This is a genomic window from Pontibacter sp. BAB1700 (genome assembly GCF_000277005.1).
GTDB lineage: Bacteria > Bacteroidota > Bacteroidia > Cytophagales > Hymenobacteraceae > Pontibacter > Pontibacter lucknowensis.
The window spans coordinates 22,386-43,461 of the sequence record NZ_AKIS01000102.1; the positions used below are offsets into that span (position 1 = coordinate 22,386).

General features: G+C 49.1%; 16 protein-coding genes and 1 pseudogene. 5 read left to right on the forward strand and 12 right to left on the reverse strand.

Going from position 1 to position 21,076, the window contains the following annotated elements:
• Positions 1–137 precede the first annotated feature (137 nt).
• From O71_RS12405 to O71_RS12425, 6 genes and pseudogenes are all read right to left on the reverse strand, one after another.
• A complete protein-coding gene (locus tag O71_RS12405) occupies positions 138–1,622 on the reverse strand; it encodes a SusD/RagB family nutrient-binding outer membrane lipoprotein (protein ID WP_040574244.1) in 1,485 nt (494 codons plus the stop codon).
• An 11-nt stretch (positions 1,623–1,633) separates the two neighbouring features.
• Positions 1,634–4,690, reverse strand: a complete 3,057-nt coding sequence (locus tag O71_RS12410; protein ID WP_007657269.1) for a SusC/RagA family TonB-linked outer membrane protein — start codon at positions 4,688–4,690, stop codon at positions 1,634–1,636.
• Entirely contained in the window at positions 4,687–4,875 is a 189-nt protein-coding gene (locus O71_RS27295; protein ID WP_007657270.1) for a carboxypeptidase-like regulatory domain-containing protein, read from the reverse strand. The genes O71_RS12410 and O71_RS27295 overlap by 4 nt, the downstream gene beginning before the upstream one ends.
• Positions 4,876–5,775: 900 nt before the next feature.
• Positions 5,776–7,929 carry a ferrous iron transport protein B gene (gene feoB, locus O71_RS12415; RefSeq protein WP_007657271.1) on the reverse strand — a complete coding sequence of 718 codons (2,154 nt, stop codon included), beginning with the start codon at positions 7,927–7,929 and terminating at the stop codon, positions 5,776–5,778.
• Positions 7,930–7,941: 12 nt separating this feature from the next.
• Complete coding sequence (locus O71_RS12420; RefSeq protein WP_007657272.1) at positions 7,942–8,190, reverse strand: FeoA family protein; 249 nt, start codon at positions 8,188–8,190, stop codon at positions 7,942–7,944.
• Between the two features lie 244 nt (positions 8,191–8,434).
• A pseudogene (locus O71_RS12425) lies at positions 8,435–10,884 on the reverse strand (bifunctional UDP-N-acetylmuramoyl-tripeptide:D-alanyl-D-alanine ligase/alanine racemase).
• A 165-nt stretch (positions 10,885–11,049) separates the two neighbouring features.
• Here O71_RS12425 and O71_RS12430 point away from each other — a divergent pair.
• Complete coding sequence (locus O71_RS12430; protein WP_007657275.1) at positions 11,050–12,000, forward strand: EamA family transporter; 951 nt, start codon at positions 11,050–11,052, stop codon at positions 11,998–12,000.
• Between the two features lie 77 nt (positions 12,001–12,077).
• On the opposite strand, the gene O71_RS12435 is transcribed toward O71_RS12430, so the two are convergent.
• The 4 genes from O71_RS12435 to O71_RS12450 form a co-directional block, all read right to left on the reverse strand.
• On the reverse strand, positions 12,078–12,443 hold the full coding sequence (locus tag O71_RS12435; RefSeq protein ID WP_007657276.1) for a hypothetical protein: 366 nt from the start codon (positions 12,441–12,443) through the stop codon (positions 12,078–12,080).
• A 112-nt stretch (positions 12,444–12,555) separates the two neighbouring features.
• The gene (locus O71_RS12440) at positions 12,556–14,901 is read right to left on the reverse strand and encodes a DUF5686 family protein (protein WP_007657277.1); all 2,346 of its coding nucleotides are present in this window, start codon (positions 14,899–14,901) and stop codon (positions 12,556–12,558) included.
• Entirely contained in the window at positions 14,898–15,140 is a 243-nt protein-coding gene (locus tag O71_RS12445; protein WP_007657278.1) for a carboxypeptidase-like regulatory domain-containing protein, read from the reverse strand. Before O71_RS12445 ends, O71_RS12440 begins: the two co-directional genes overlap by 4 nt.
• A 213-nt stretch (positions 15,141–15,353) precedes the next feature.
• Positions 15,354–16,235, reverse strand: coding sequence for a DMT family transporter (locus O71_RS12450; RefSeq protein ID WP_071530881.1), 882 nt, complete (start codon positions 16,233–16,235; stop codon positions 15,354–15,356).
• Between the two features lie 148 nt (positions 16,236–16,383).
• Between O71_RS12450 and O71_RS12455 the strand changes: the two genes are divergently transcribed.
• Entirely contained in the window at positions 16,384–16,866 is a 483-nt protein-coding gene (locus tag O71_RS12455; RefSeq protein ID WP_007657280.1) for a regulatory protein RecX, read from the forward strand.
• A 175-nt stretch (positions 16,867–17,041) separates the two neighbouring features.
• Here O71_RS12455 and O71_RS12460 read toward each other — a convergent pair whose 3' ends face one another.
• Positions 17,042–17,677: a DUF4230 domain-containing protein gene (locus O71_RS12460; RefSeq protein WP_007657281.1), complete on the reverse strand. Its 636-nt coding sequence runs from the start codon at positions 17,675–17,677 to the stop codon at positions 17,042–17,044.
• A gap of 127 nt (positions 17,678–17,804) precedes the next feature.
• Between O71_RS12460 and O71_RS12465 the strand changes: the two genes are divergently transcribed.
• The 3 genes from O71_RS12465 (at position 17,805) to O71_RS12470 (ending at position 20,188) form a co-directional block, all read left to right on the forward strand.
• Positions 17,805–19,001, forward strand: coding sequence for a glycosyltransferase family 39 protein (locus O71_RS12465; protein WP_007657282.1), 1,197 nt, complete (start codon positions 17,805–17,807; stop codon positions 18,999–19,001).
• Entirely contained in the window at positions 18,991–19,443 is a 453-nt protein-coding gene (locus O71_RS23905) for a hypothetical protein (RefSeq protein ID WP_155800857.1), read from the forward strand. The genes O71_RS12465 and O71_RS23905 overlap by 11 nt, the downstream gene beginning before the upstream one ends.
• A gap of 88 nt (positions 19,444–19,531) precedes the next feature.
• Positions 19,532–20,188, forward strand: a complete 657-nt coding sequence (locus O71_RS12470; RefSeq protein ID WP_040574240.1) for a hypothetical protein — start codon at positions 19,532–19,534, stop codon at positions 20,186–20,188.
• Here O71_RS12470 and O71_RS12475 read toward each other — a convergent pair.
• Positions 20,160–21,065 (reverse strand): 1-aminocyclopropane-1-carboxylate deaminase/D-cysteine desulfhydrase, encoded by a 906-nt coding sequence (locus O71_RS12475; protein WP_007657284.1) that lies wholly within the window; start codon positions 21,063–21,065, stop codon positions 20,160–20,162. The genes O71_RS12470 and O71_RS12475 overlap by 29 nt on opposite strands.
• Positions 21,066–21,076 lie beyond the last annotated feature (11 nt).

The window sequence follows — 21,076 nt, forward strand, 5'->3', positions numbered from 1 at the left end:
TACAAATTCCATCATAAAATTGTGTGCAAACATGAATTAAAATAAAAGCAGAAAAGGCCCCCGGAAACCGAAGGCCTTTTTCAAATGAAGAAGACTACTACCTAGTTAATTAAACTTCTTCAAGATTATAATACTTTTTATTGTCCAGCTGGTCTCACATCCCAGAAAATACGGGTTGTGGCTTCGTCACCACCTATCGCGGTTGCAGCAGCATTCACAGCATCAGGGTTCAGCGTACGCTCGGTCGGCGGATAAGGATAACGCACCGGCACTACGTTGTAAGCTGGTCTGTACTGCGGATCTGGCGCTTGCAGTTGTGGATAGTCCAATCTGCGGAACTCTGTCCAGGCATGGAACGGACGCTCATAAAGGGCAATCCACTTCTGTACGCCAAGTGCTCTGCGCTGAGCATCTGTAAGTGTTCCACCACTACCAGGAGCAGCAAGTGCGGCTAAACCGGCAGCTACATCAGGCTGAGCGAAATAACTTGTTAAGGCAGCCGCATCAGTTATTCCCCAGATCTCCATAGAGGCTGTGATAGCTCTTCTGAAATGGTCTGCAGGAACAGCTGAGATAAATCCACGGGCAGCAGCCTCAGCTAAGTAGAACTCTACTTCGTCATAACCCAACACGATAGCAGGACGGTCAGGAGCTGTAATGGCAGGATTTACTTTCGAGAAGTTAGCATAGGTGTTGTTGTTACCATAGATACCTCCTACATAGGCGCCATTAAGCTGTGTGAAGTAAGCGGCACGACGTGGGTCATTCAGCTCATTCATTCTGTTGATCAGTGTAGCAGAAGGCACAAAGTCGTTACGACCGCTCTGCACCAGGTTTGTCCACACAGGGTTTACGTTTGGTGTAGTAGCTGTGTATCTGAAAACAGCCTGATCAGCAGTAGACTTGAATACATTTGGAGCAGCTTCGCTGGCAGCCTGCTGGGCACGGCTCGGATTTACATCGGCTACCGTCATACCTAGCTTCAGCTTAAGCGAGTTGGCATACATGATCCAACGGGCTACGTTGCCACCGTAGATCAGGTCAGCGCCACCAAAGCTGGCAGCACCTGAATTCTGATTCAGAGTTGCGATGGCAGCATCCAGTCTGGCAAACAGGTCTTCGTAGATAGCGGCATCATCGTCATAGCTAGGGTAGATAATGTCACGGTTCAACGCCTCAGAATAAGGGATGTCACCGAACGTATTTACCAGCACAGACCAGGTGTACACTTCCATTACCTCGATTATAGCCAGTTGGTTAGCCTTCACAGCAGCATTCAGCGCCTGATCTTTATTGATCACGATAGAAGCCTCTCTGAAGTCCATCAGCACATCACGATACAAAGTGAACCAGAAGTTCTGAGGAATGTTACGGCTTACTAAGTCATACCGGCTTTCCTCTGGATATGTAGTGTTAGCCCAGTGCTGTGATATCAGCCTGAAGATGCCGGAGTTCACGTTAGGGGTTACCATTTGGTCTACCAGGTTACGCTGCGCATTAGAAAAAAGCATCGGTGCAGGTACCGCAGTAGGGTTTTTCGGGTCTCTCAAATCCTCTTCCCATTCATCCGTACAGCCGACGAATACCAAGGCGAGCATGAGGAATGCAAATATCTTTTTCATATTATTCATTATTAAAATCTTGCTCTTACGTTAAAGCCTACATTACGCATAGTAGGATAGGCACCACTCTGATAGCCAAGTGACTGAGTACCAGCACTCAGACCTTCTTCCGGATCAGAGTATGGCGTGTTCTTGTGGAAGATGTAAAGGTTACGACCATAGATTGACAGGTCTATACCCTGGAACACCTTGAATCTGGACACAAGGGACTCTGGCAGAGCGAAGCCCAAAGTAGCCTCTCTCAGCTTCACATAGCTGGCATCGTACACATGCATTTCTGGCGGGTTGTTGTAACCCATGGCATAGAATACTTCTACACGTGTATCGTTAGGCGTGCCATCTTCTTTCACACCTGGCAGAATCATACCACCGCTGTTTTCAGCGTAGCTACCATCGGCGTTTCGAACAATTGGGTTACGAACCGGGTTGCCCAGGTCGTTAGTGAACGAAGTGTTATCCGGAATACCAGTGTACTGACCATAAGCCTGGTCAAGTGAGAATACGCTGCCACCTTGCTTCACATCAATCAGGAAGCCCAAAGACACGCCCTTGTAGCGGAATGTGTTAGACACACCACCTACCCAGTCAGGGTTAATGTCACCGATGTTGGTGTTGGCGTTTCTGTTAGACAGATACAAACCGTTGGCACCTACTACACGCTGTCCCTGATCGTTGTACACGAAACCAGCACCTCTGATGATACCGAACGGCTCACCTTCGGCTGCGTTAAGCGATACACCACCCTGGAAGGCTGCAATCTGGTAGTTCTGGATTGGACCAAGGTCCTCTACCATACTTCTGTTTCTGGTCCAGTTCGCATTGATCGTCCAGGAGAAGTCATCTGTCTTGATCGGAGAGCCGAAAGCAGAAACCTCAAAGCCTTTGTTTACCACCTCACCGGCGTTAATCCACTGGGCGTTATAACCAGTAGCTCTTGAGAGCGGCACGTTTAGGATCTGGTCTACAGAGCTTGCGTTGTAATACGTTACGTCAAAACCAGCACGGGCATCCATGAAGGTGAATTCCGCACCAATTTCCCAGCTTTTCGTACGCTCTGGCTTCAGGTCAGGGTTGTTTCTGGTACTGTTAACAGATGCCAGCGAAGTAGAGCCAAAAGGTGCTATCAAGTTATACACATCAAACACGCTCAGTGGCTCTGCCATGTTACCTACCTCAGCATAGTTGGCTCTGATCTTACCGTAGGTAAACCAGAAGTTAGGCTCTAAAAGTTCAGAGAACACGAAGCTACCAGAGATTGATGGGTAGAAATAGTCTCTGTTAGCAGGAGGAAGTGAAGAAGACTGGTCAACACGTGAAGCTACGTCAATGAAGGCCAGGTCTCTGTAGCCTAATGTGGCACTAGCGAAGTAACCGTTCACACGTAGACGGGTGTCTTGCTCAACCGGAGGGCCAAGCGGGTTGCGTGAGTTGGAAAGCGAGTACAGACGTGGCACCACCAGACCACCGTTTGTGGTAGAGCGGATGAATGATCTCTTCGTATCGCGGATGTTTGTACCGATCGTGGCTTTAAAGTTTAAGTCTTCAGTGAAGTCTCTGTCAATGTTCGCCATCAGGTCGTAGTTAGCTTCGCTGAAACGACCATTGTGTCTGGTATAGCTTGATACACCTACAGAACCTACTGCATAGCGCTCTTCACGGATTTCGTCATAAGTATCCAATGAAGCACGGCCCATGATGTTCAACCAGTCAGTCAGTTTGTAATCCAAACGAACATAACCCAAAGCACGGCGTCTGTTGTCAGTGTTGAAGTTTTCGTAACGAGTCCAGTATGGGTTGTCGAAGAACATAGGACGAGGGTCGTTCCAGGCTCTTGGGTTCCAGGTTACGTTTTCACGTGTGTCCAGGTAAGCACGCTCCTGCTCTTTCAGGTCTACGTCAGTTCCCCACCACTGTCTGAAGCCCTGGTTCGGGTTCAGGCCACTGTAACCAGTACCATAACGGCCAATACCGTCAGTCTCAGTAAAGTTAATAGAGGTCGTGGCTGTTAGCCTGTCAACAAGGTCGTATGATGTTGAGAAACTGATGAAGTTTTTCGTCACATTGGAGTTTGGCAGCATACCATCATTGCTGTTGCGGCCATAGTTTACTTTAAAGAAACCTTTATCGCTGGTGCCATCAATTGCGATGTTGTGCGATGTGCCATAAGTAGTTTCAAAGAAAGTAGTCGGGTCATTTGCGCCGGGCACCCAAGGTGTAGGTCGGCCAAAATTAGGAGACGTGCGGTCAAAAGAATCCCAGTTCCAAACAAGCAGGTTCGGATCGAAACGAGGACCGGCAGAACCGTCTTCGTTCAATACAACCACTCTCTCAGGAGTTCCGTCACCGTCAACGTCATTGGCGTAAAAGCCAGGATACTCATCGCTATAAACGGCACCTGGATAGCCTCTGCCATACTCCTTCTGGTATCGGGTATAAGTGCTCTTATCCAGGAAGCCCCAGTTGGCACCCGAGTTGATCGTCACACCAATACCTTGTCTTTTAGAACCTCTTTTGGTAGTGATCATCACAACACCGTTAGCAGCACGCGAACCATAAAGCGCTGTTGCAGCGGCACCTCTCAGGATCGTCATCGACTCAATGTCGTCCGGGTTGATGTCGGCTGCGGCGTTACCATAGTCATAACCACCACGGCCAGTTTGCTGGTTACCAGTGTTGTTGGTAGAGTTATCTAGCGGAACACCGTCTACTACGAAGAGTGCCTGGTTAGCACCGCCGATAGACTTGTTACCGCGGATGATCACGTTAGTAGAACCGCCCAGGTTGTTGTTCTGAGTTACCTGCACACCAGCCACACGACCAGAAAGTGCATTAGTAAAGTTCTGCTGACGAGTTTGGGCAACTTCCTCACCTCCTACAGACTGCGCTGCATAAGGAAGTTCGTTTCGGGTACGCTCGATACCGAGGGCTGTTACCACAACCTCACCCAGCTGACGGGTATCGGTTCCCAGGGATACGTTCACGGTAGTTGCATTGCCGATTGGCCGCTCAATAGTCTGATAGCCTACAAAGCGGAACACAAGTGTATTGCTGCCTTCCGGCACATTCACAGTATAGGTACCGTCTGCCCTGTGGCAGTACCCACTGTAGTGCCTTTCACCAGGACTGTAACCCCTGGCAGCGGCTGATTGGTAGTAGCGTCTGTCACCGTACCGGTGATCGCCCTGACTTGAGCCATGGCCTCGTGGATCAAGGCCGACACAAGCAGCAGGCATAGCATTAAAATTTTTTTCATTGCGCTGTTTGTTTAGGTAAGAATTAATTCAAAATAGTTAAGGTGTTATTTTTACTATGCTGGCTAGCAGCCATAGTCTGTATGTTCTATATTGAAAATTGAGCACAGGCTTGCTCTGTCTTTTGATCACCTCCTTCTTCTATCAATTCCTTCGTTCCTGACATTTGATACTGAAGATGCTACCATCAACAAGGATTTCTGCGACTCAGGTTACCTATAGTGCTGACACCAGCACATTTAGGAAACAGTTACATAATCCAAATCAGATAATCATCCTCTACAGATCACTGTATCAGACACCGGGAAAACTGGAGCAGGTTAAATTATTTGTCAAAATAAGGATACAGCCATCGTTAGAACAGACAGTAAAGTCTGAACATAACAGGCTAATAGCCTTAACAGCAGGCTATGCTACATCAAAAATTGTTTAGGAGGCCGCTAGTTTGGCTGAAATAGGTAAGCGGCAGTGGGGTAAAAATGACTCTGAGAGTAGTAGAGGTCTTTTCATTGTTTTATTTGTTTAAGGTGAGAGATATTCAATTATAAAGAATGTTTTCGGCTTTCACAAATATTTAATGCGTTTTTTGATCTCAAACACTCATCCTGATCATCCTCACAGGGCATTTTAGGTACTTCTTGCATCAGCAGATTTCGAGCAAAACGGTAAAAGCTCCTCTTTATACGATAAAGTGTCAGAAAGGATAAATTTATTCAATATTATAGTAGAAAAATTAAATTTATAAAACATAAGCTGTACATAATCAAGATCTTAGGTCATCCCAGAACAGCACTTAACTACTTCTACAACTTCCGACATATAGCGTCTGTGCGCTTAATTTGGAAGCACAAAAAAAGCCCGCTCCTTTGGGAGCGGGCTAATCAAATGCTTTTATAAGGCGTTTAGCTCATCAGTTGAAAAACAGCGAAGGCGGATACATACGCCAGACCTGTCATATACACCAGCTGCGCCAGCGGCCACATCCAGCTCTTAGTTTCGCGACGTACAATGGCCAGGGTGCTGATGCACTGCATGGCAAAGGCATAAAACACAAGGAGCGAGAAGGCACGGGCTGGCGTAAAGAACGGATTGCCATCGGCATCCTTCTCTGACATTAGCTTGTCTTTTATCGTGCTCACGTTCTCTTCCTCTCCTATGCTATAGATAGTGGAGATCGTGCCCACAAACACCTCACGTGCGGCAAAGGAGGTAAGCAGTGCTATACCTATCTTCCAGTCGTAACCCAGCGGGCGTATAGCTGGCTCAATCGCCTGCCCGAACTTGCCCGCATAGCTCGACTCCAGCTGGTAGGCAGCCACCAGGTTATCGGTTTGTTCTTCGCCAAATCCTTTTGCCTGTGCCTCTACCGTGGCACGCTCCTCGGCACGCTCAAAGCTATCGCCAGGACCGTAAGAGGCCAGCACCCATAGGATAATGGAAACCGCCACGATGATCTTACCTGCTTCCAGCACAAACGTCTTGGACTTCTCAAAAATAGTGAGCCCCACGTTTTTCCAGCGCGGCATCTTATACACCGGAAACTCCATGATGAAGTAGCTGCGCTCGCGGGCCTTCAGCAACACCTTTAATAAAAGTGCTGAAAATATAGCAGACAGGAAGCCCAACAGGTATAAACCCATCAGCACAATGCCCTGCAGATTCAGGAAGCCGAAGTAGTATACCTCTGGTACCACCAAGGCAATTAACACCGTGTATACCGGTATGCGGGCCGAGCAGCTCATCAGCGGCGTCACGAAGATCGTGATCATGCGGTCTTTCCAGTTCTCAATGGTGCGTGCCGACATGACAGCAGGTACGGCACAGGCTACGCCCGATATAAGCGGCACCACACTTTTACCGTTCAGACCGAACTTACGCATGATCTTATCCATCATGAAAGTCACGCGAGCCATGTAGCCGGTTTCTTCCAGAATGGCAATGAAAGCAAACAATATCGCAATCTGGGGTATAAAGATCAGTACACCACCCAAACCGGCGATTACGCCCTCTGTGAGCAGGTTGATCAGCGGTCCGCTGAAGTTCTCCTGGATAAGTGTATTGAGTCCGGCTATACCTTCGTCAATCAGGTCCATGGGGTAACTGGCCCAGGCAAACACGGCCTGAAACACCAGGAACAGCAGCGCCAGGAAGATCAGATAGCCGAACACACGGTGCGTCAGCACCTGGTCGATCTTGTTGCTGAACTTCTCCTCTTCTTTGGCTTTCTCTATGCGCACCACATCGAGCAAGAGCTCGTTAATGCGCACATAGCGTGCTATCGTTTCGCTGGCCTGCACTGTATTTGACTTAAAGTCGGCCGACTCTAGTAGTTGCGCTATCCAAACTCTATCTTGCTCGGACAGGAAGCGCAGGTTTTTATATTGATGAGCGTAGTGTAGCGCCAGGTAATCGTTTCGAAGGTCGAAACGCGCTTTGATCTGGCTAACCACCTCCTTCAGCTCTTCCGGAATTTCAAAGAAAGTAGCCTTGGCAGGGGTCAGCTGCTGTGACATTACAATTTTGAGTGCGGCTATACCGATACCCTTGCGGGCATTGAGTGGAATAACAGGCACACCCAGTTCGCGTTGCAGCGCATCAACATCGATCTTCACACCCTCTGTCTCTGCCACGTCCATCATATTGAGGGCCAGTACGGCAGGTATGCGCAGATCTACCAGCTGGGTAAACAGCAGCAGGTTACGCTTCAGGTTAGAGGCGTCAGCCGTTACAATGACAAGATCCGGGTTATGCTTGGAGGCCGGATCGTAGAGCAGGTCAATGATCACACGCTCGTCCAGCGACTTAGGATACAGGCTGTAGGTGCCGGGCAGGTCAATGATCTGCGCTTTCAGGTTGGGAGTGATGTGGCTGATGCCTGTCTTCTTGTCGACAGTAACGCCCGGGAAATTGCCCACCTTCTGGTTAAGGCCTGTGAGTTGGTTGAATAGTGAAGTTTTACCCGAATTCGGGTTGCCAATCAAAGCAATTTTAGCCACCGGCTGATGGAGCGTTGCTTTTTTGGCTTCTGGCGCTTCCGCCTCTATGGTAACAGCCATGTGGTAATAAATCTACTTCAGCAGAATGGTTTCAGCTTCGTCTAAACGCAAAGAAAGCGTATAATCATTCACAATGATCGTGACAGGGTCACCAAAGGGGGCCTTGCTGTTCAGTTTTACAGCTGTGCCAGGTATGCAACCCATCTCCAGCAGCTTGAGTGCCATCTCAGGGTCATTCAAACAGCATATCTCCCCGCTCTCCCCGATCTTCAGATCGCGCACACTCTTCTGGGCCTGTGTTTCTTCTGTCCTATTACGCACGATTTCTCTTCTTTTATTTAGACTCGTTATAAACAACTGCAAGATACAAGCTGTTCCCCGGTATTGCAAAAGAATAAGGCTGATGATTTGGATATGAGGTAATTTGAAGATCTGAGACAGATTGATTTGCTAATTGTTTTATGCGCTTGTGTATTAAACAGAGAATTACAGCTTGTACACCCTGGCAAACCAGTTCTCACTTTCTCCCATTCCTCGTCATCTGAAATTCCCCGAGTTCCTAAGCTTACTCCGAGAAGAAGATGCGCTTGACGCGGGTGCTGACGTTGGTGAGGAGCTCGTAAGGGATGGTGCCGATGCGCTGCGCCAGCTCGACCAGCGTGAGCTGCGGGCCGAACACCGTGACTTCATCGCCAACTTTGGCAGGTATGCCGGTTACGTCGATCATGCACATGTCCATGCACACATTGCCGATGATGGGTGCCCGACGGCCGTTGATAAGCACCTGCCTGCGCCGTTGCTGAAGCGGCGGTCGTAGCCGTCGGCGTAACCAATGGCGATGGTGGCGATGGTCTTGTTGGTGTCGGCTATACCTTTGCGGCTGTAGCCCACGGTTTCGCCCTGCCTAATGTGCTTTACTTGCGAGATGGTGGTTTTGAGTGTGCTGACTGGCTGCAGCGCCTCCTGCTCTGAACCAGTGGACTCTACCCCGTACAGCCCTATACCTAAGCGCACCATGTCCAGCTGATGCTCCGGAAAACGTACGATGCCCGCCGAGTTGAGAATGTGCTTGAGCACGGTATAGCCGAGGCGCTCCTCTACCTCCGCAGCCAAGGCCGTGAAGTTCTGCAGCTGCATGCGCGAGAAATCGTCGTGCAGGGCTTCGTCGGCTCCGGCCAGATGGCTAAAGGTGCTCACCACCCGCACCTGCGGATGCCGGGCAAGCAATGTGAATAGCTCGTCGAAGTCATCCCCCGTGAAGCCAAGGCGATGCATACCCGTATCGAGCTTGAGGTGGATCTTGTAGCTGACGTCGGGCTGGGCAGTGGCCAGAAAATCGCGGAGTAGCTCCAGCGAGTAAATCTCGGGCTCGAGGCTGTACTGGTGCAATTTAGCCAGACTGTCAGGAGAGGGGTTCATCACCATAACCGGCAACGTGATGCCATGCTCGCGCAGGCTCACGCCCTCGTCCACGTAGGCCACTGCCAGGTAATCTACCCGGTGGAACTGCAGCAGGTTGGCTACCTCAAAGCTGCCGCTGCCGTAGGCGAAGGCTTTCACCATCACCATCAGCTTAGTACCCAAGGCCAGTTTGGAGCGGTAGTAATTCAGGTTGTGCACCAGCGCATCCAGGTTCACTTCGAGCACCGTGCCGTGCACCTTCTGCTGAAAAGCCTGCACGATCTTCTCGAAACCAAATACACGGGCGCCCTTTACCAGCACCAGCTCGTTTCGGAACTGCTCGGAACTGAACTGCTGCAGGAATTCAGCTGTGCTGGCATAAAATGCCGTGTCGCCACTAAATTTAGTGCCGTATGCCTGTATGGTAGGCCCAATCCCGATCAGGCGCTCTACCTGATGGGCTTTGGTCAGGGCAGCCACCTCATTGTAGAGTTTCTCCTCCGCCATACCCGACTCCAGCAGATCGGAAATTATAAGTGTGCGCCTCCCCCGTTTCGGCTGACTGGCCAGCAGATCAAGCGCGATGGATAAGCCTGCCAAGTCATTGTTGTAGGTATCGTCGATCAGGTAGCAGCCGTTGATGGCTTCTTTCATTTCGAGGCGCATGGCCACGGGCTGCAGCCGGTCCATGCGGTCCTGTATGGCTGTCAGGTCGATGCCGCGCTGCAACAGCACTGCCAGACAGTGCAGGGCATTCTCCACGGAAGCATCGTCTGTGAAAGGTATAGCCAGGCTGTGCTGCTCGCCCCGGTAGGTATAGCTCACGATAGTTTTATGGCCCGAGACCGTGCTGCCGCTGAGCTGCACATCCGCCTGCTCCTTTCGGGACCAGGTGAAAGTAGGTATATTTTGCGCCTGCACCGCCTCGTGCACCAGCTCGTGGTCGCGGCAATAGAAGAGTAATTCCACCTGACTGAACAGCTGCAGCTTTTCCTCCACCTTCTGCCGGCGGTCGGCAAAGCCTTCGTCGTGGGCGCTGCCAATGTTGGTAAACAGACCGAGTGTAGGCTGAATCACCTGCTGCAGCCGTTGCATCTCGCCCGGCTGTGAGATTCCCGCCTCGAATATGCCGAAGGTATGGTTGGTGTCGAGCTGCCAGACCGACAGCGGCACGCCAATCTGGGAGTTGTAACTGCGCGGGCTTTTCACCACCAGCTCCTCCGGGCTCAGCAGTTGGGCCAGCCACTCCTTCACAATGGTTTTGCCGTTGCTGCCGGTTATGCCCAGCACAGGTATACGGAACTGCCCCCGGTGCCATGCTGCCACGGCCTGCAGCGCCTTTAAGCTGCTTTGCACCTGCAGGATGTTGGCCTCCGGGTATAGCTCACCCAAACCCTCTGACTCTTCCGCCACAAACTGCCGCACCCCCAGCTTGTACAGCTGACTCAGGTATACATGCCCGTCGTTGTGGCGCCCTTTAATGGCAAAGAACAGCGTGCCCGCAGGCTGCGACAGCTTGCGGCTGTCGGTGAGCAGGTGCACCACAGGGCTGTCCTGCAGCAGCTGTACCACAGTGCCTCCTGTAATGGCTTGAAGCTGGCGAAAGGTGAGCATAAACAAATCGGTTTTCAGTCTCAAAGATACTATTTCGGATGAAGGGTTGTGAGGAGCGGCAAAGAATTAAAGCGCCGGGCAATCAATGTCAAAACATGAATGCGTGGAACTATATAGCAGCATTTTAGAAATCAAAACGATACCTTTGCGCTCTTTTAATTTGAAATGGAAACAACGAACACTAAACCATACTACGCGGCAGGTATAGCAGCCTTTGTCATCTGGGGCTTTATACCTTTTCCGCTCAAGGCGCTGGCCGACTACCCCAGCGGTCAAATCCTGTTCTTCCGGGTGGCTTTGTCTGTCGTGCTGCTGTTGCTGATCACGGTACTGTTCCGGCGCAAGAACCTGATGCAGACATTGGCACTAGTAAAGGCATCGAAACCACGAGAGGCCCGGAAATTTTTGCTCTTTACATTTCTGGGCGGCTCGCTGCTGACCATCAACTGGCTGGCCTTTATCTATGTCATCAACCACATCAACATCCAGACCGGCTCTTTCTCATACCTGCTCTGCCCCATCCTGACGGCGGTGCTGGGCTTTGCACTGCTCAAAGAGGAGTTGCGTGCAAACCAGTGGGTGGCCATTGGGCTAAGTGCCCTTAGCTGCGTGCTAATCGGGACAGGTGAGCTGACGAGCCTGCTGTTCAGTCTGCTGATCGCGCTGAGCTATGCCTTCTACCTGATCACCCAGCGCATCCTCAAGGTATACGACAAGATCGTGCTGCTCACGCTGCAGCTTTTGCTCTCTTTTGTGTTCATCGCACCTTTTTACGGTCAGCTCAAAGGAAGCTCCGAAGTGGCACTGGACGGTCATTTCTTTCTGATGACAGGTATACTAAGTGCTCTTTTCACGGTGCTGCCGCTGTTCCTGAACCTGTATGCGCTTAAAGAACTCACCTCAGGCACGATTGGCATCCTGATGTACATCAACCCGATCCTCAACTTCGTGGTGGCTTTCCTGTACTTCAACGAGGAGACCACCGCTGTAAAGGTGGCGGCTTATATCCTGATCTTTATCTCGGTGATCATCTACAACATCAACCTGAAAGGCCGCAAGAAGACAGGGGCCGGTATGGTCATCCCGCCAGTGGGCACTACGGCGGTGTTGAAGTAACACTTACTTGCCAGAAAACAGAGAGGCCATACCTGCTATGCGTACAGGTATGGCCTCTTTTAGGTTTATATTCGTTCTTACTGGTCTACCCGACCACCTTCCACGCGACGGCCTGTCGGCGTGCGTGGTCTAGGACGCTGGTCAGGGTTTTCTTCCAGTTGTCTCTGCTTATCCAGCTCCACTTTGGCACGGGCAGCTGAATCCACGTTAGCAGGCAAGTCACCGAAGCGGTCGGCTTGCTCCCCGGTTTCAGCAGTACGGCCCACTGGTGCAGGGCGCGGGTTATTCAGGTTTTGGGTAGACTTGCTTCGCTCTGTTATTGCCTCAGAGGTACTCGTGTCATCCGTAGGGTTCGAGGCCGGCCTATCGCCGCAAGCCACCGTGATGGTAGCCATAAAGGCAGCGGCAACTCCGGTCTTTAGTATATTTTTCAGGTTTTTCATGGTCGTTTCAAAATATTAGTCTTCTCTGATTTCTAACGTCCAACCTGTCTATTTGGTTGTAATACAGCCTTCCCGCCCCTTCGTTGGCATTATGGGATCTCAGCCCTTATGCTTAAAACCCGAATCCTACTCTCACGCCCGTATGCACCTTCTGCTGCTCCTGAAACGAGGTGAAGAAATCAACGCGAAGCACCTTGAAGATATGCTCTATACCTAAGCCGAGCTCCAAATAGTTTTCTGACTTGCGTGTGTTCAGGTAATGCAGGCTCACCACCTCCTGCCACTTCAGGCGGCGGAAGAGCGGGATCTTGTTGAACAGAAAGCCATTGAAGTGATGTTCGTAATGCCCCTCCAGGTAGCGGCTGTTGGTGCTATACCGGTAGTAGTCGAGGAGTTGGAAGCCGGTGTACACCCCTGCGAAGATGGTGCGGTTGCCGTTGAAGTGGCGGTAGTCCATCAGTCGCATATTCTCCTTGCCCCAGAAAGTGCCCGCCGTGAAGCTGTACTCGCTGCTGCCTAATAAGCCCAGACTGAAGTCGTCGGAGATGCGCAGCGCTACGGTCGTGTACTTCACATCGCCACCGAGCGCCTTAATGCCTCCCCGGTAGCCCAACGAAAAAGTAGGCCAGCGCGAGCCAATATTGATCTTGCGGTCGGGTCGGGAGATATAGTTCAGACCCGGACGGAAAGCTACGGTAAAGGCGGCCGTCAAGGCCTGATGCGGTTCGAAAGTGGCATCTGCCAACTCTGCATTCTCCGGTACATTGGAGGTAAAACTGCCGCTGCTGCTTTCCCGGAAGGTATAGTCGGTGGAATTCTCGAGCGGCATCCGGTGGCTGTAGTCCAGTGATGTGAGTATCGTAACGCCATTGAATATCTCAGAGCGGTAATTCACCCGGGCATAGTCGCGCTGGTAGAGCTTCAGGTAGTTGCGCTGCAGCAGCAAGGTATAGATCGTGTTGGCAAATGGCGAGATCGGGTTGGTGGAGTTGATCTGGTCCACGAAGCGGCCGCCCTCCACCGAAACCGAGCTCCGCTTGATGGGGTCGTAGGTATAGTTCAGGCGCAGTTTGGCGTTGAGCTTCTCGTTTGCCAGTCCGTAGCGGATGGTCGGTTCTATTTCGTAGTGGCGACGGTCTTCAAAACTCTGGCGATACTCCATGCCTACGTTTAACACAGTGCCCTCCACAGTGTTGTACTGCAGCACGCTCGGTCCACCGGTCAGACTCAGCAAAGGGTCTATCCGGAAATAGTGGCGGTCGTAGGTGTTGCTGTAGGTATAGCCGCGCATAAAGAAATTGCCAAAGGTCGGCTTGTTCCGGATACGGTCCAGGGAGTCTTTGTATACCCGTGACTCCCGGATGACCTCCAGACTGTCTTTGCGCTGGTAGTCGACTTGCTCTTCCTCAGTCAGCGGCACCGGTCTGATTTCGGCCCAGTAGGCGGAATCGCGGGTGTTCGCCTCCTTCTCCACGACCAGCACTTCACGGCTGAATAGCTTTTCATCATGTATGGCAGGCTGCTCCTCAGGCGCAACCTCCTTCGGCTTGATCACCCGGGCTCGCTGCCGTCGGGCAGGTTTCACTTCCACCGCAACGGCATCTTCCACCACTTCCGGTTCCGGCTCCACTACGGTCGGTGGACGACTGTAAGCAGGCTGCACCCTGTAGTTAGAGTACACACCTGTGGCATAGCCACCGCCCTTGAATCCAAGTCCTGATGCCTCGAATGTAAAGCGCTGCGACACCGGCATCCACACATGGTCCTGCACCGGCGCGTATACCTGCCGCACCCGGATGAAATCGACGAAATCGATGCCTGCGTTTTTGGTGAGGGTCAGGTCAGTGCTGTGAATGCGCCAGGTACCATCCACAATGTAGATATTTCCTTGAAAAACCGGATCGTTTTTGCGCCTTGGAATGACTTTGATCTTGTTGATGGTGCGTCCGTTTTCTTCAAAGGCCCCCTGGTACTCGAAACGGTAAAAGAAGAGGGCATTGTTGGCCAGCGGCGATACGAAGCCCCGTTCGCTCAGGCCTTGTACTTTGAGCAGATTATCATAAAAGCTGATGTTCATCTCCGAGGCCTGATTGAAGCTGAAGCCCTGTTTCTTGCCGCTCACTTTAGAGGAGATGATGCGCTCGTTTACCTTATTCGGCTTTTTGAAATGCAACTCCGACACCGACTCAGACAGGTATACGATGCCCGTGTCCACATCCACTACCCGCACACCGAGTACTTTGCCAGGCACTTTGTCCATGCGGGCCACGCCTTTCATGTATACCCGGGCGCTCCAGGCATTCACTTCGTCGCGGTGGTACTTGCGCAGCCGGATGGCGTTGCGCATGATGCCGTAGGCCGGATCTTCGTCGGCAGCTTTCACGACTACTTCTTTCAGGTTGAGCACCTCCGGCATTAGCTGCACGTTCAGTTCCTGCGTTCCATCACCTATGGTCACCGTCTCGATGCGAGCCCGATAGCCGACATACTTAAACTCCAGGGTATAGTCCCGGCTGGTAGTTGCAGTTGGTAATTGCCCTGATCGTTGGAGGCGGTGCCGCTAGCAGCCTCTTTGATATAGATGCTGGCAAAAGGCAGGCCCTGGTTGTTCTCGTCTGTGATGCGTCCACGCAGGGTGCCCGCCATGGTGATGGCCGGCAACAGGTATAGCAGGAAGAGTAAAAAAGCAGGGCGCATGTACGGAAGCTCTTATTTGGAGTGTTATGCTTTACAATTTAAGAACTAACGACAAAACCCGCCTCTCGTGTTTAGCTTTTTCAGAAATTAAGCTCCTCAAACTTTTTACAGGTATACGCTTTTGCATTACTATACCTTAGAAAACCCCAGTGCACGCTATCCTTCAGCATCATGTAACAGGCGCGGCAGCATCTGGCAAAGACTCAGCCGCAGCTATACCTTGGGCAGCTTCGTTTCGTGCGCCTCAATCTCACGCTGCGACAGCCGGTTTTTGTAACGTACATTCAGCACCACCCCTACCAGCACCAGCCCCATACCTGTGTAAGTTGCCAGCTCGAAGTGCTCGTCGAACAAGATAAAACCTAGCGATAGTGCATAAATGATTCCGATGAAGTTAAGATTCGCCACCTTAGAGATTTCCTCTGCCTGATACGACATTGTCATGTAGTATTGCCCCAGTTGCGTAAGCACGCCTACCAGCAATAGAATGCCCCAGTCCCAGCCATCAGGCTGCACCCAGTTGAAGATAGAGTAAATACCCGAAATCGGGAGCGCCACCAGCGGGAAGTAAAACACGATCACCAGCGGGTGCTCCCGTGTGTTCAGGCGCCGGATAAAGTTATAGGCCAGGCCTGAGAACACGGCACTCATTACGCCCAGCCACACATAAAACGAGTCGGCACTGGCATCAAACCCCTCAATGACAAGAATTCCTGCAAACGACACCGCAAAGAACACCCACTGCCAGGATCTGACCTTCTCCTTCAAAATAAAAATACCCATGATCGTGGTAAAGATGGGTGACAGATATTGTAGCGTAGCCGCCGTGGCTAAGGGTATATTTTGCAGCGTTGTAAAGAACAGCATGAGTGCCATGGCTCCGGCCGCACCGCGGGCTATCAGCAAGCCATAGTTGCTGCCCCATACGCTTATCCGCTTAGCGCGCAGCACGACGAAGCTCATCACCAGCGACACCACCGAACGGAACAAAATCACTTCAATGGCAGGTATATGCGGCACCATTTTCACGCACACATTCATGAGCGAGAAAAACAGCGTAGACAGTAGCATGTACCTGACTCCTTTTGAAAACATACTTAATTCTATTTTTGAAACCACAAAGGTGGGGGGAATTAGGTTGATTTGCGTAATTTAATTGTGGTATTGCTAACTTGTTTTTAGTTGGCAATAGCGCAACTCTTGCAAGCCCAAACTTGTTTTAAACAGGAGCAAAACGAACGATTTGGAACGACAGAAAAAACAGAAAACCTATACGCCGAAAGAGGCCCTGATCAAGGCGGCAGCTTATTGTGCTTACCAGGAGCGCACCCAGCAGGAAGTACGCACGAAGTTGTATACCTATGGACTTGAACCGGACGATGTAGAGGAGATTATTGTGCGGCTGGGTCAGGAAAAGATGCTGGATGAAGAACGCTATGCACAAGCCTATGTGCGCGGCAAGTATGGCCTCAAGAAGTGGGGGCGCCGCAAGATCACGCAGGGCCTCAAAGCCAAGGGCATCTCAGACTACTGCATCAAGCAGGGCTTGAAAGAGATCGACTATGATGTGTACGAGGAGAATCTGAAGCAGCTGCTTGAGAAAAAGAACGCCACCGAAAAAGAAAAGAACCCCTTCGCCCGACGCCAAAAGCTAACTTATTATCTGGTTAGCAAAGGCTATGAAAATGATTTGGTGCAGGATGCGATTAAAAGTTTGGGAGTTTAGGAGTTTGGGAGTTGAAGAGTTATTTGGGCTGTAACGACATTACACCCCTCGCTCGCCTCTGGCGAGTGTGAGCTATTTGGCGGACTCTGGCCGCCCGTCTTTATACCTTTTTTGTCATCACGACGATAGGAGAGATCTGGTTCGTTGAAAGGATTGAACAACTTTACCAGTCAAACTAACGCCTCTTCGGCATCTCCGGATTCTGAATACGCCGCTGCGGCACCAGCACCACTTTACGACCGGTAATCTCCTCCAGCATAGGCTTGAGCACTTTCTCGGCATTTACCTGCGTCTGGCGCAGTATACCTGACTCCAGGGCAGCTTCCTTTACATTGCTTTCTGCATAGCGGTAACTCTCCTGCACCAGGTCTGCATCCTGAAAGTATGTGTTCTCTTTCGAAAAGACTTTGGACTTGTTGTGGTCTATTTTATAGTAGCAGATCTCGGGTTCCGGTAAGCTGATCTGCACGAGTGAGTCGCCTTGGAAGAAGATATCCTGTTCGGTGAGTCTGGTAAAATCAATGCAGCCTACGGCTTCACCCGTCACGATCAGCACTACTTTAGAATTAGGTACCCAGCGCGACACGTTTTTCTCATACTCCACCACGTCTTTGAAATTATACCGCACCAGCTCCATTTTCCCGAGCTCTTCTACTGTGGTTAGGATGGTGTTGTGGTTGACGATGACTTCGGGTTGTTGCTCGTCGGGTCCAAAGGTGGCCTTTACCTGGCGCCAGACAAACCAGCCTACTATTAGCAGCAAAACAAAAGGAAGCAGACGAAACAATAGTCGGATAAGGGGCGTGAGCATTTTTATGTCTTTGTGATCGCTATTGTCTACACAGCAATTATGGTGCTAAAGTTCAAATTCGCTACAGAGCTATACCCAGCCCATATTTAACTTATTCTGCTTTTTTATTTTGTTATTTGCAACTTTTATGTTTTCTAACCCTTTGTTTTCAATTACTACTTTGGTTGATATCGGTGAGTCACACGTTATAGTGAAAAAAGGCTCAAAATTGTTATGGCTTTTAGCTTCGAAACCGCTGCTTTACCTTGGTGCTTTATGGATGGTAATGCACCTTATCCTATACTCCAGGTATGGAGTTAAAATCGTTTTTGATAGTTACCGTTACTTAAACTATGTAGAGTCTATAGTTTCCGGCAGTTCTTATTGGCTTCAGCCCCACAGCATTTTTTATTCAAGTTATACTCTTTTTCTATTTCTCGTTTTACATGTTTTAAGTCAACCTATTGAGGTTGTCATTGCTTTACAAATTCTATTATCAGGAGTAGCTACTGTTTTTTTTTATAAAACTTTATATAATACCACCCAACATAGGGTAGCAGCGTTTATTGGTGTAGCATTCTATTTATTTTGGCCTCAAATTCATTCTTGGGGCTTTTACATACATACTGAATCACTTTATATAAGTACTTCAATATTCACTTTATATCTCATATCCAAAACAACACAAAACAGATATAGTCTTTTTGTTCTCGCTCTTATTCTTTGCTTTGCTATCTTTCTGCGACCAAATGGCATTTTTCTTTTATTAGGAGTTATTGCAGGAGTCATTTATCTCAAAAAAGATATGTTCACAACCACCCATTCTTATTTAGTTCTTGTTCTTGTGGTGCCTGCACTTCTGTTCAGTGCGAATTATGCATTAGAGATTTTCTCACCTTTACAGTACCTCAGCCAAGGACAAATAATTCAGGGCTATAATAAACTAACTATTCAGATCGATTCACCGCAACTAGTTCCGACTGATCCTGCATTACTGCATGTAATAGGTTTTATAAAGGAACAACCTGTCAGTTATATTAAGCTTTTGCTACTACGATTTATTTACCTATGGGCCCAAGTAAGACCTTACTACTCCAACATTCACAATATTGCAATCGTTATTTTTTTCATACCAGTCTTTATTCTGGCTCTTCGAGGAATAAGAAAGGCAATAAAGGAGCAAACATTTATTTTTATGGTTACTGTTTTATTCTTGCAAACCGTGATGACAATGGTCATAGCTGTAGATTGGGATAACAGATTTGTGGTTCCACTTTTACCTTTTGTCTTTTACTTTGCTTCCATTGGCTTTACATCCTTACTTTCGTTTAAATATGATGCTTAAGAAACTTAAAGTTGTATCGCTATTCGTTTCTCAAAATACCCCACAATGGATGGTTATTGTGGTTACGGTATTTATTTGGTTAGCAATACAGACATATTATTTTCAGACTTTAGGATTAAAAATTGTACCTGACAGCATCCGTAGATATATACCATCTGCAATCGAATTAGCTGAATCTGGCCATATGAGCTCTCTTCACGAATACAGATACATTGTCTATGTTGCCTTTTTATCATTTTTTGTGATTTCCAATATGAGCTTAGAACTAGTTGCTATACTACAGATCTGTATATCTGGAGCAGCAGCTATTTGCTTATATATGTCAGTGCAAAAATTATCTAATAATAAAATAACAGCATTGGGAGCAACGTATCTTTTTTATATTTTGGAAAGATGTCCAATTACTCAATGTTTATATTCTAACAGAGTCACTCTTTATTAGCTTTATTATTTTTGTACTTTACGCAATCGTTAGGGGCAAGAAGTTTACGCATTATCTGTTAGCTCTTGTATTAAGTCTAGTGCCAACCTTGTTGCGTCCTAATGGATTTATTATCTTACTCGGAGTTATTGTATGTATAATTTACCATTACAGAAATATTTTATTTGGTAATAAAATATTCTTTGGGACTGGTGCAATAATTCTTTCTGCAGTACTTATCTATGTTCTTGATAAGTATTTACTTGCAACTTTTGGAATTATTAGCTCCTATACGAAAGGGGAAGTGATATATGCTAGTAACTACTTTTCGGTTCCAACCGAAGGATTGGTACTACCAGCCAGGGAGGGATCTCCTCTTTTGGACATCCTATCGTTTATTTATTACAACCCAATATTTTTCTTTAAGCTATTTTTCTTAAAACTCTTTGTTTTTATAATTTATGCCAAACCTTACTACTCAAATTTCCACAATTTAGCAATTGTTTTCACCATATATCCTTTGTATTTTTTTTGCCTTTGGTATGTGTTTAAAATCAATAAACAATCTGCGAAGGCTTTCCTTATCACAATATTCTTTCTTCAAGCAATCATGGTGGCTATTACTACAGAAGATTGGGACTGTAGATTTATCGCACCCTTATTACCTATTCTAATAGCATTTGGATTTACAGGATTCTACAACTTTGTAAAAGGCAGGTTTATTGAAGGTCCTCAATTCACATCTCCACCCCCAGCCGCTCCTTAAAACCAGCATTGCCCTGTAGCCCGCCAGTATGCACCGCCACAATACGACTGCCTTTGGGGAAGTAGCCTTCTTGAATGAGATCTATCAAGCCATAGAACATCTTGCCGGTATAGACAGGCTCTAGCGGCAAATTATGCTCCTGCTGAAAGCTGCGGATAAAGTCCAACAGTTCAGGCTTCACCTTAGCGTAGCCTCCAAAGTGGTAATCGGTGATTAGCTGCCAGTTATTGTAATGCTGCCCGCTATAGCTTTGGATCAGTTGCTCAATCTCCTCCCGCAGGAATTCGCCTCCTTTCAGTGCTGGAAAGCCCAGCACTTGCTTCTCGCCCTCAAGCCCAGCGATGATGCCGGCTAAGGTACCACCCGTGCCGCTGGCGCAGCAGATGTAGTCGTAGTCGATGGAGATGTCTGACACAATTTCAGTACAGCCTTTCACGGCCAGGGTATTGGTACCACCTTCAGGTATGATATAAGGATTTCCGAACTGCTCAGTCAGTTGCATCAGGTATAGCGGGTCGGACTTTTCCCGGTAAGCTTCGCGGGAGATGTAGTGCAGCTCCATACCTGCCGCTGTGGCGAAACTGAGTGTAGGGTTGAGCGACAGATGCTCCTCTCCCCGGATGATGCCGATGGTCTTAAAACCAAACTCCTGCCCCGCTGCCGCTACAGCTGCGATATGGTTGGAGTAGGCGCCGCCAAAAGTCAGCAGCGTATCGTGCTGCAGCCGCTTTGCTTCCTGCAGGTTATACTTGAGCTTGCGCCACTTATTACCCGAAATAGTGGGGTGCAGCAAATCCTCCCGCTTTACCCAAAGCGCTATACCTTGCTCCTCCCATATTTTACTGTGCAGTTGTTGCAGCGGTGCTTCCATCGGCATCAAAACAAAGG

Coding starts and splice junctions, on each gene's coding strand:
- O71_RS12430 (WP_007657275.1), top strand. CDS start 11,050: ATGGAAACAACGAACACTAAACCATACTACGCGGCAGGTATAGCAGCC.
- feoB (WP_007657271.1), bottom strand. CDS start 7,929: ATGGCTGTTACCATAGAGGCGGAAGCGCCAGAAGCCAAAAAAGCAACG.
- O71_RS23905 (WP_155800857.1), top strand. CDS start 18,991: ATGATGCTTAAGAAACTTAAAGTTGTATCGCTATTCGTTTCTCAAAAT.
- O71_RS12465 (WP_007657282.1), top strand. CDS start 17,805: ATGTTTTCTAACCCTTTGTTTTCAATTACTACTTTGGTTGATATCGGT.
- O71_RS12435 (WP_007657276.1), bottom strand. CDS start 12,443: ATGAAAAACCTGAAAAATATACTAAAGACCGGAGTTGCCGCTGCCTTT.
- O71_RS12460 (WP_007657281.1), bottom strand. CDS start 17,677: ATGCTCACGCCCCTTATCCGACTATTGTTTCGTCTGCTTCCTTTTGTT.
- O71_RS27295 (WP_007657270.1), bottom strand. CDS start 4,875: ATGAAAAAAATTTTAATGCTATGCCTGCTGCTTGTGTCGGCCTTGATC.
- O71_RS12450 (WP_071530881.1), bottom strand. CDS start 16,235: ATGTTTTCAAAAGGAGTCAGGTACATGCTACTGTCTACGCTGTTTTTC.
- O71_RS12405 (WP_040574244.1), bottom strand. CDS start 1,622: ATGAAAAAGATATTTGCATTCCTCATGCTCGCCTTGGTATTCGTCGGC.
- O71_RS12445 (WP_007657278.1), bottom strand. CDS start 15,140: ATGCGCCCTGCTTTTTTACTCTTCCTGCTATACCTGTTGCCGGCCATC.
- O71_RS12475 (WP_007657284.1), bottom strand. CDS start 21,065: ATGCCGATGGAAGCACCGCTGCAACAACTGCACAGTAAAATATGGGAG.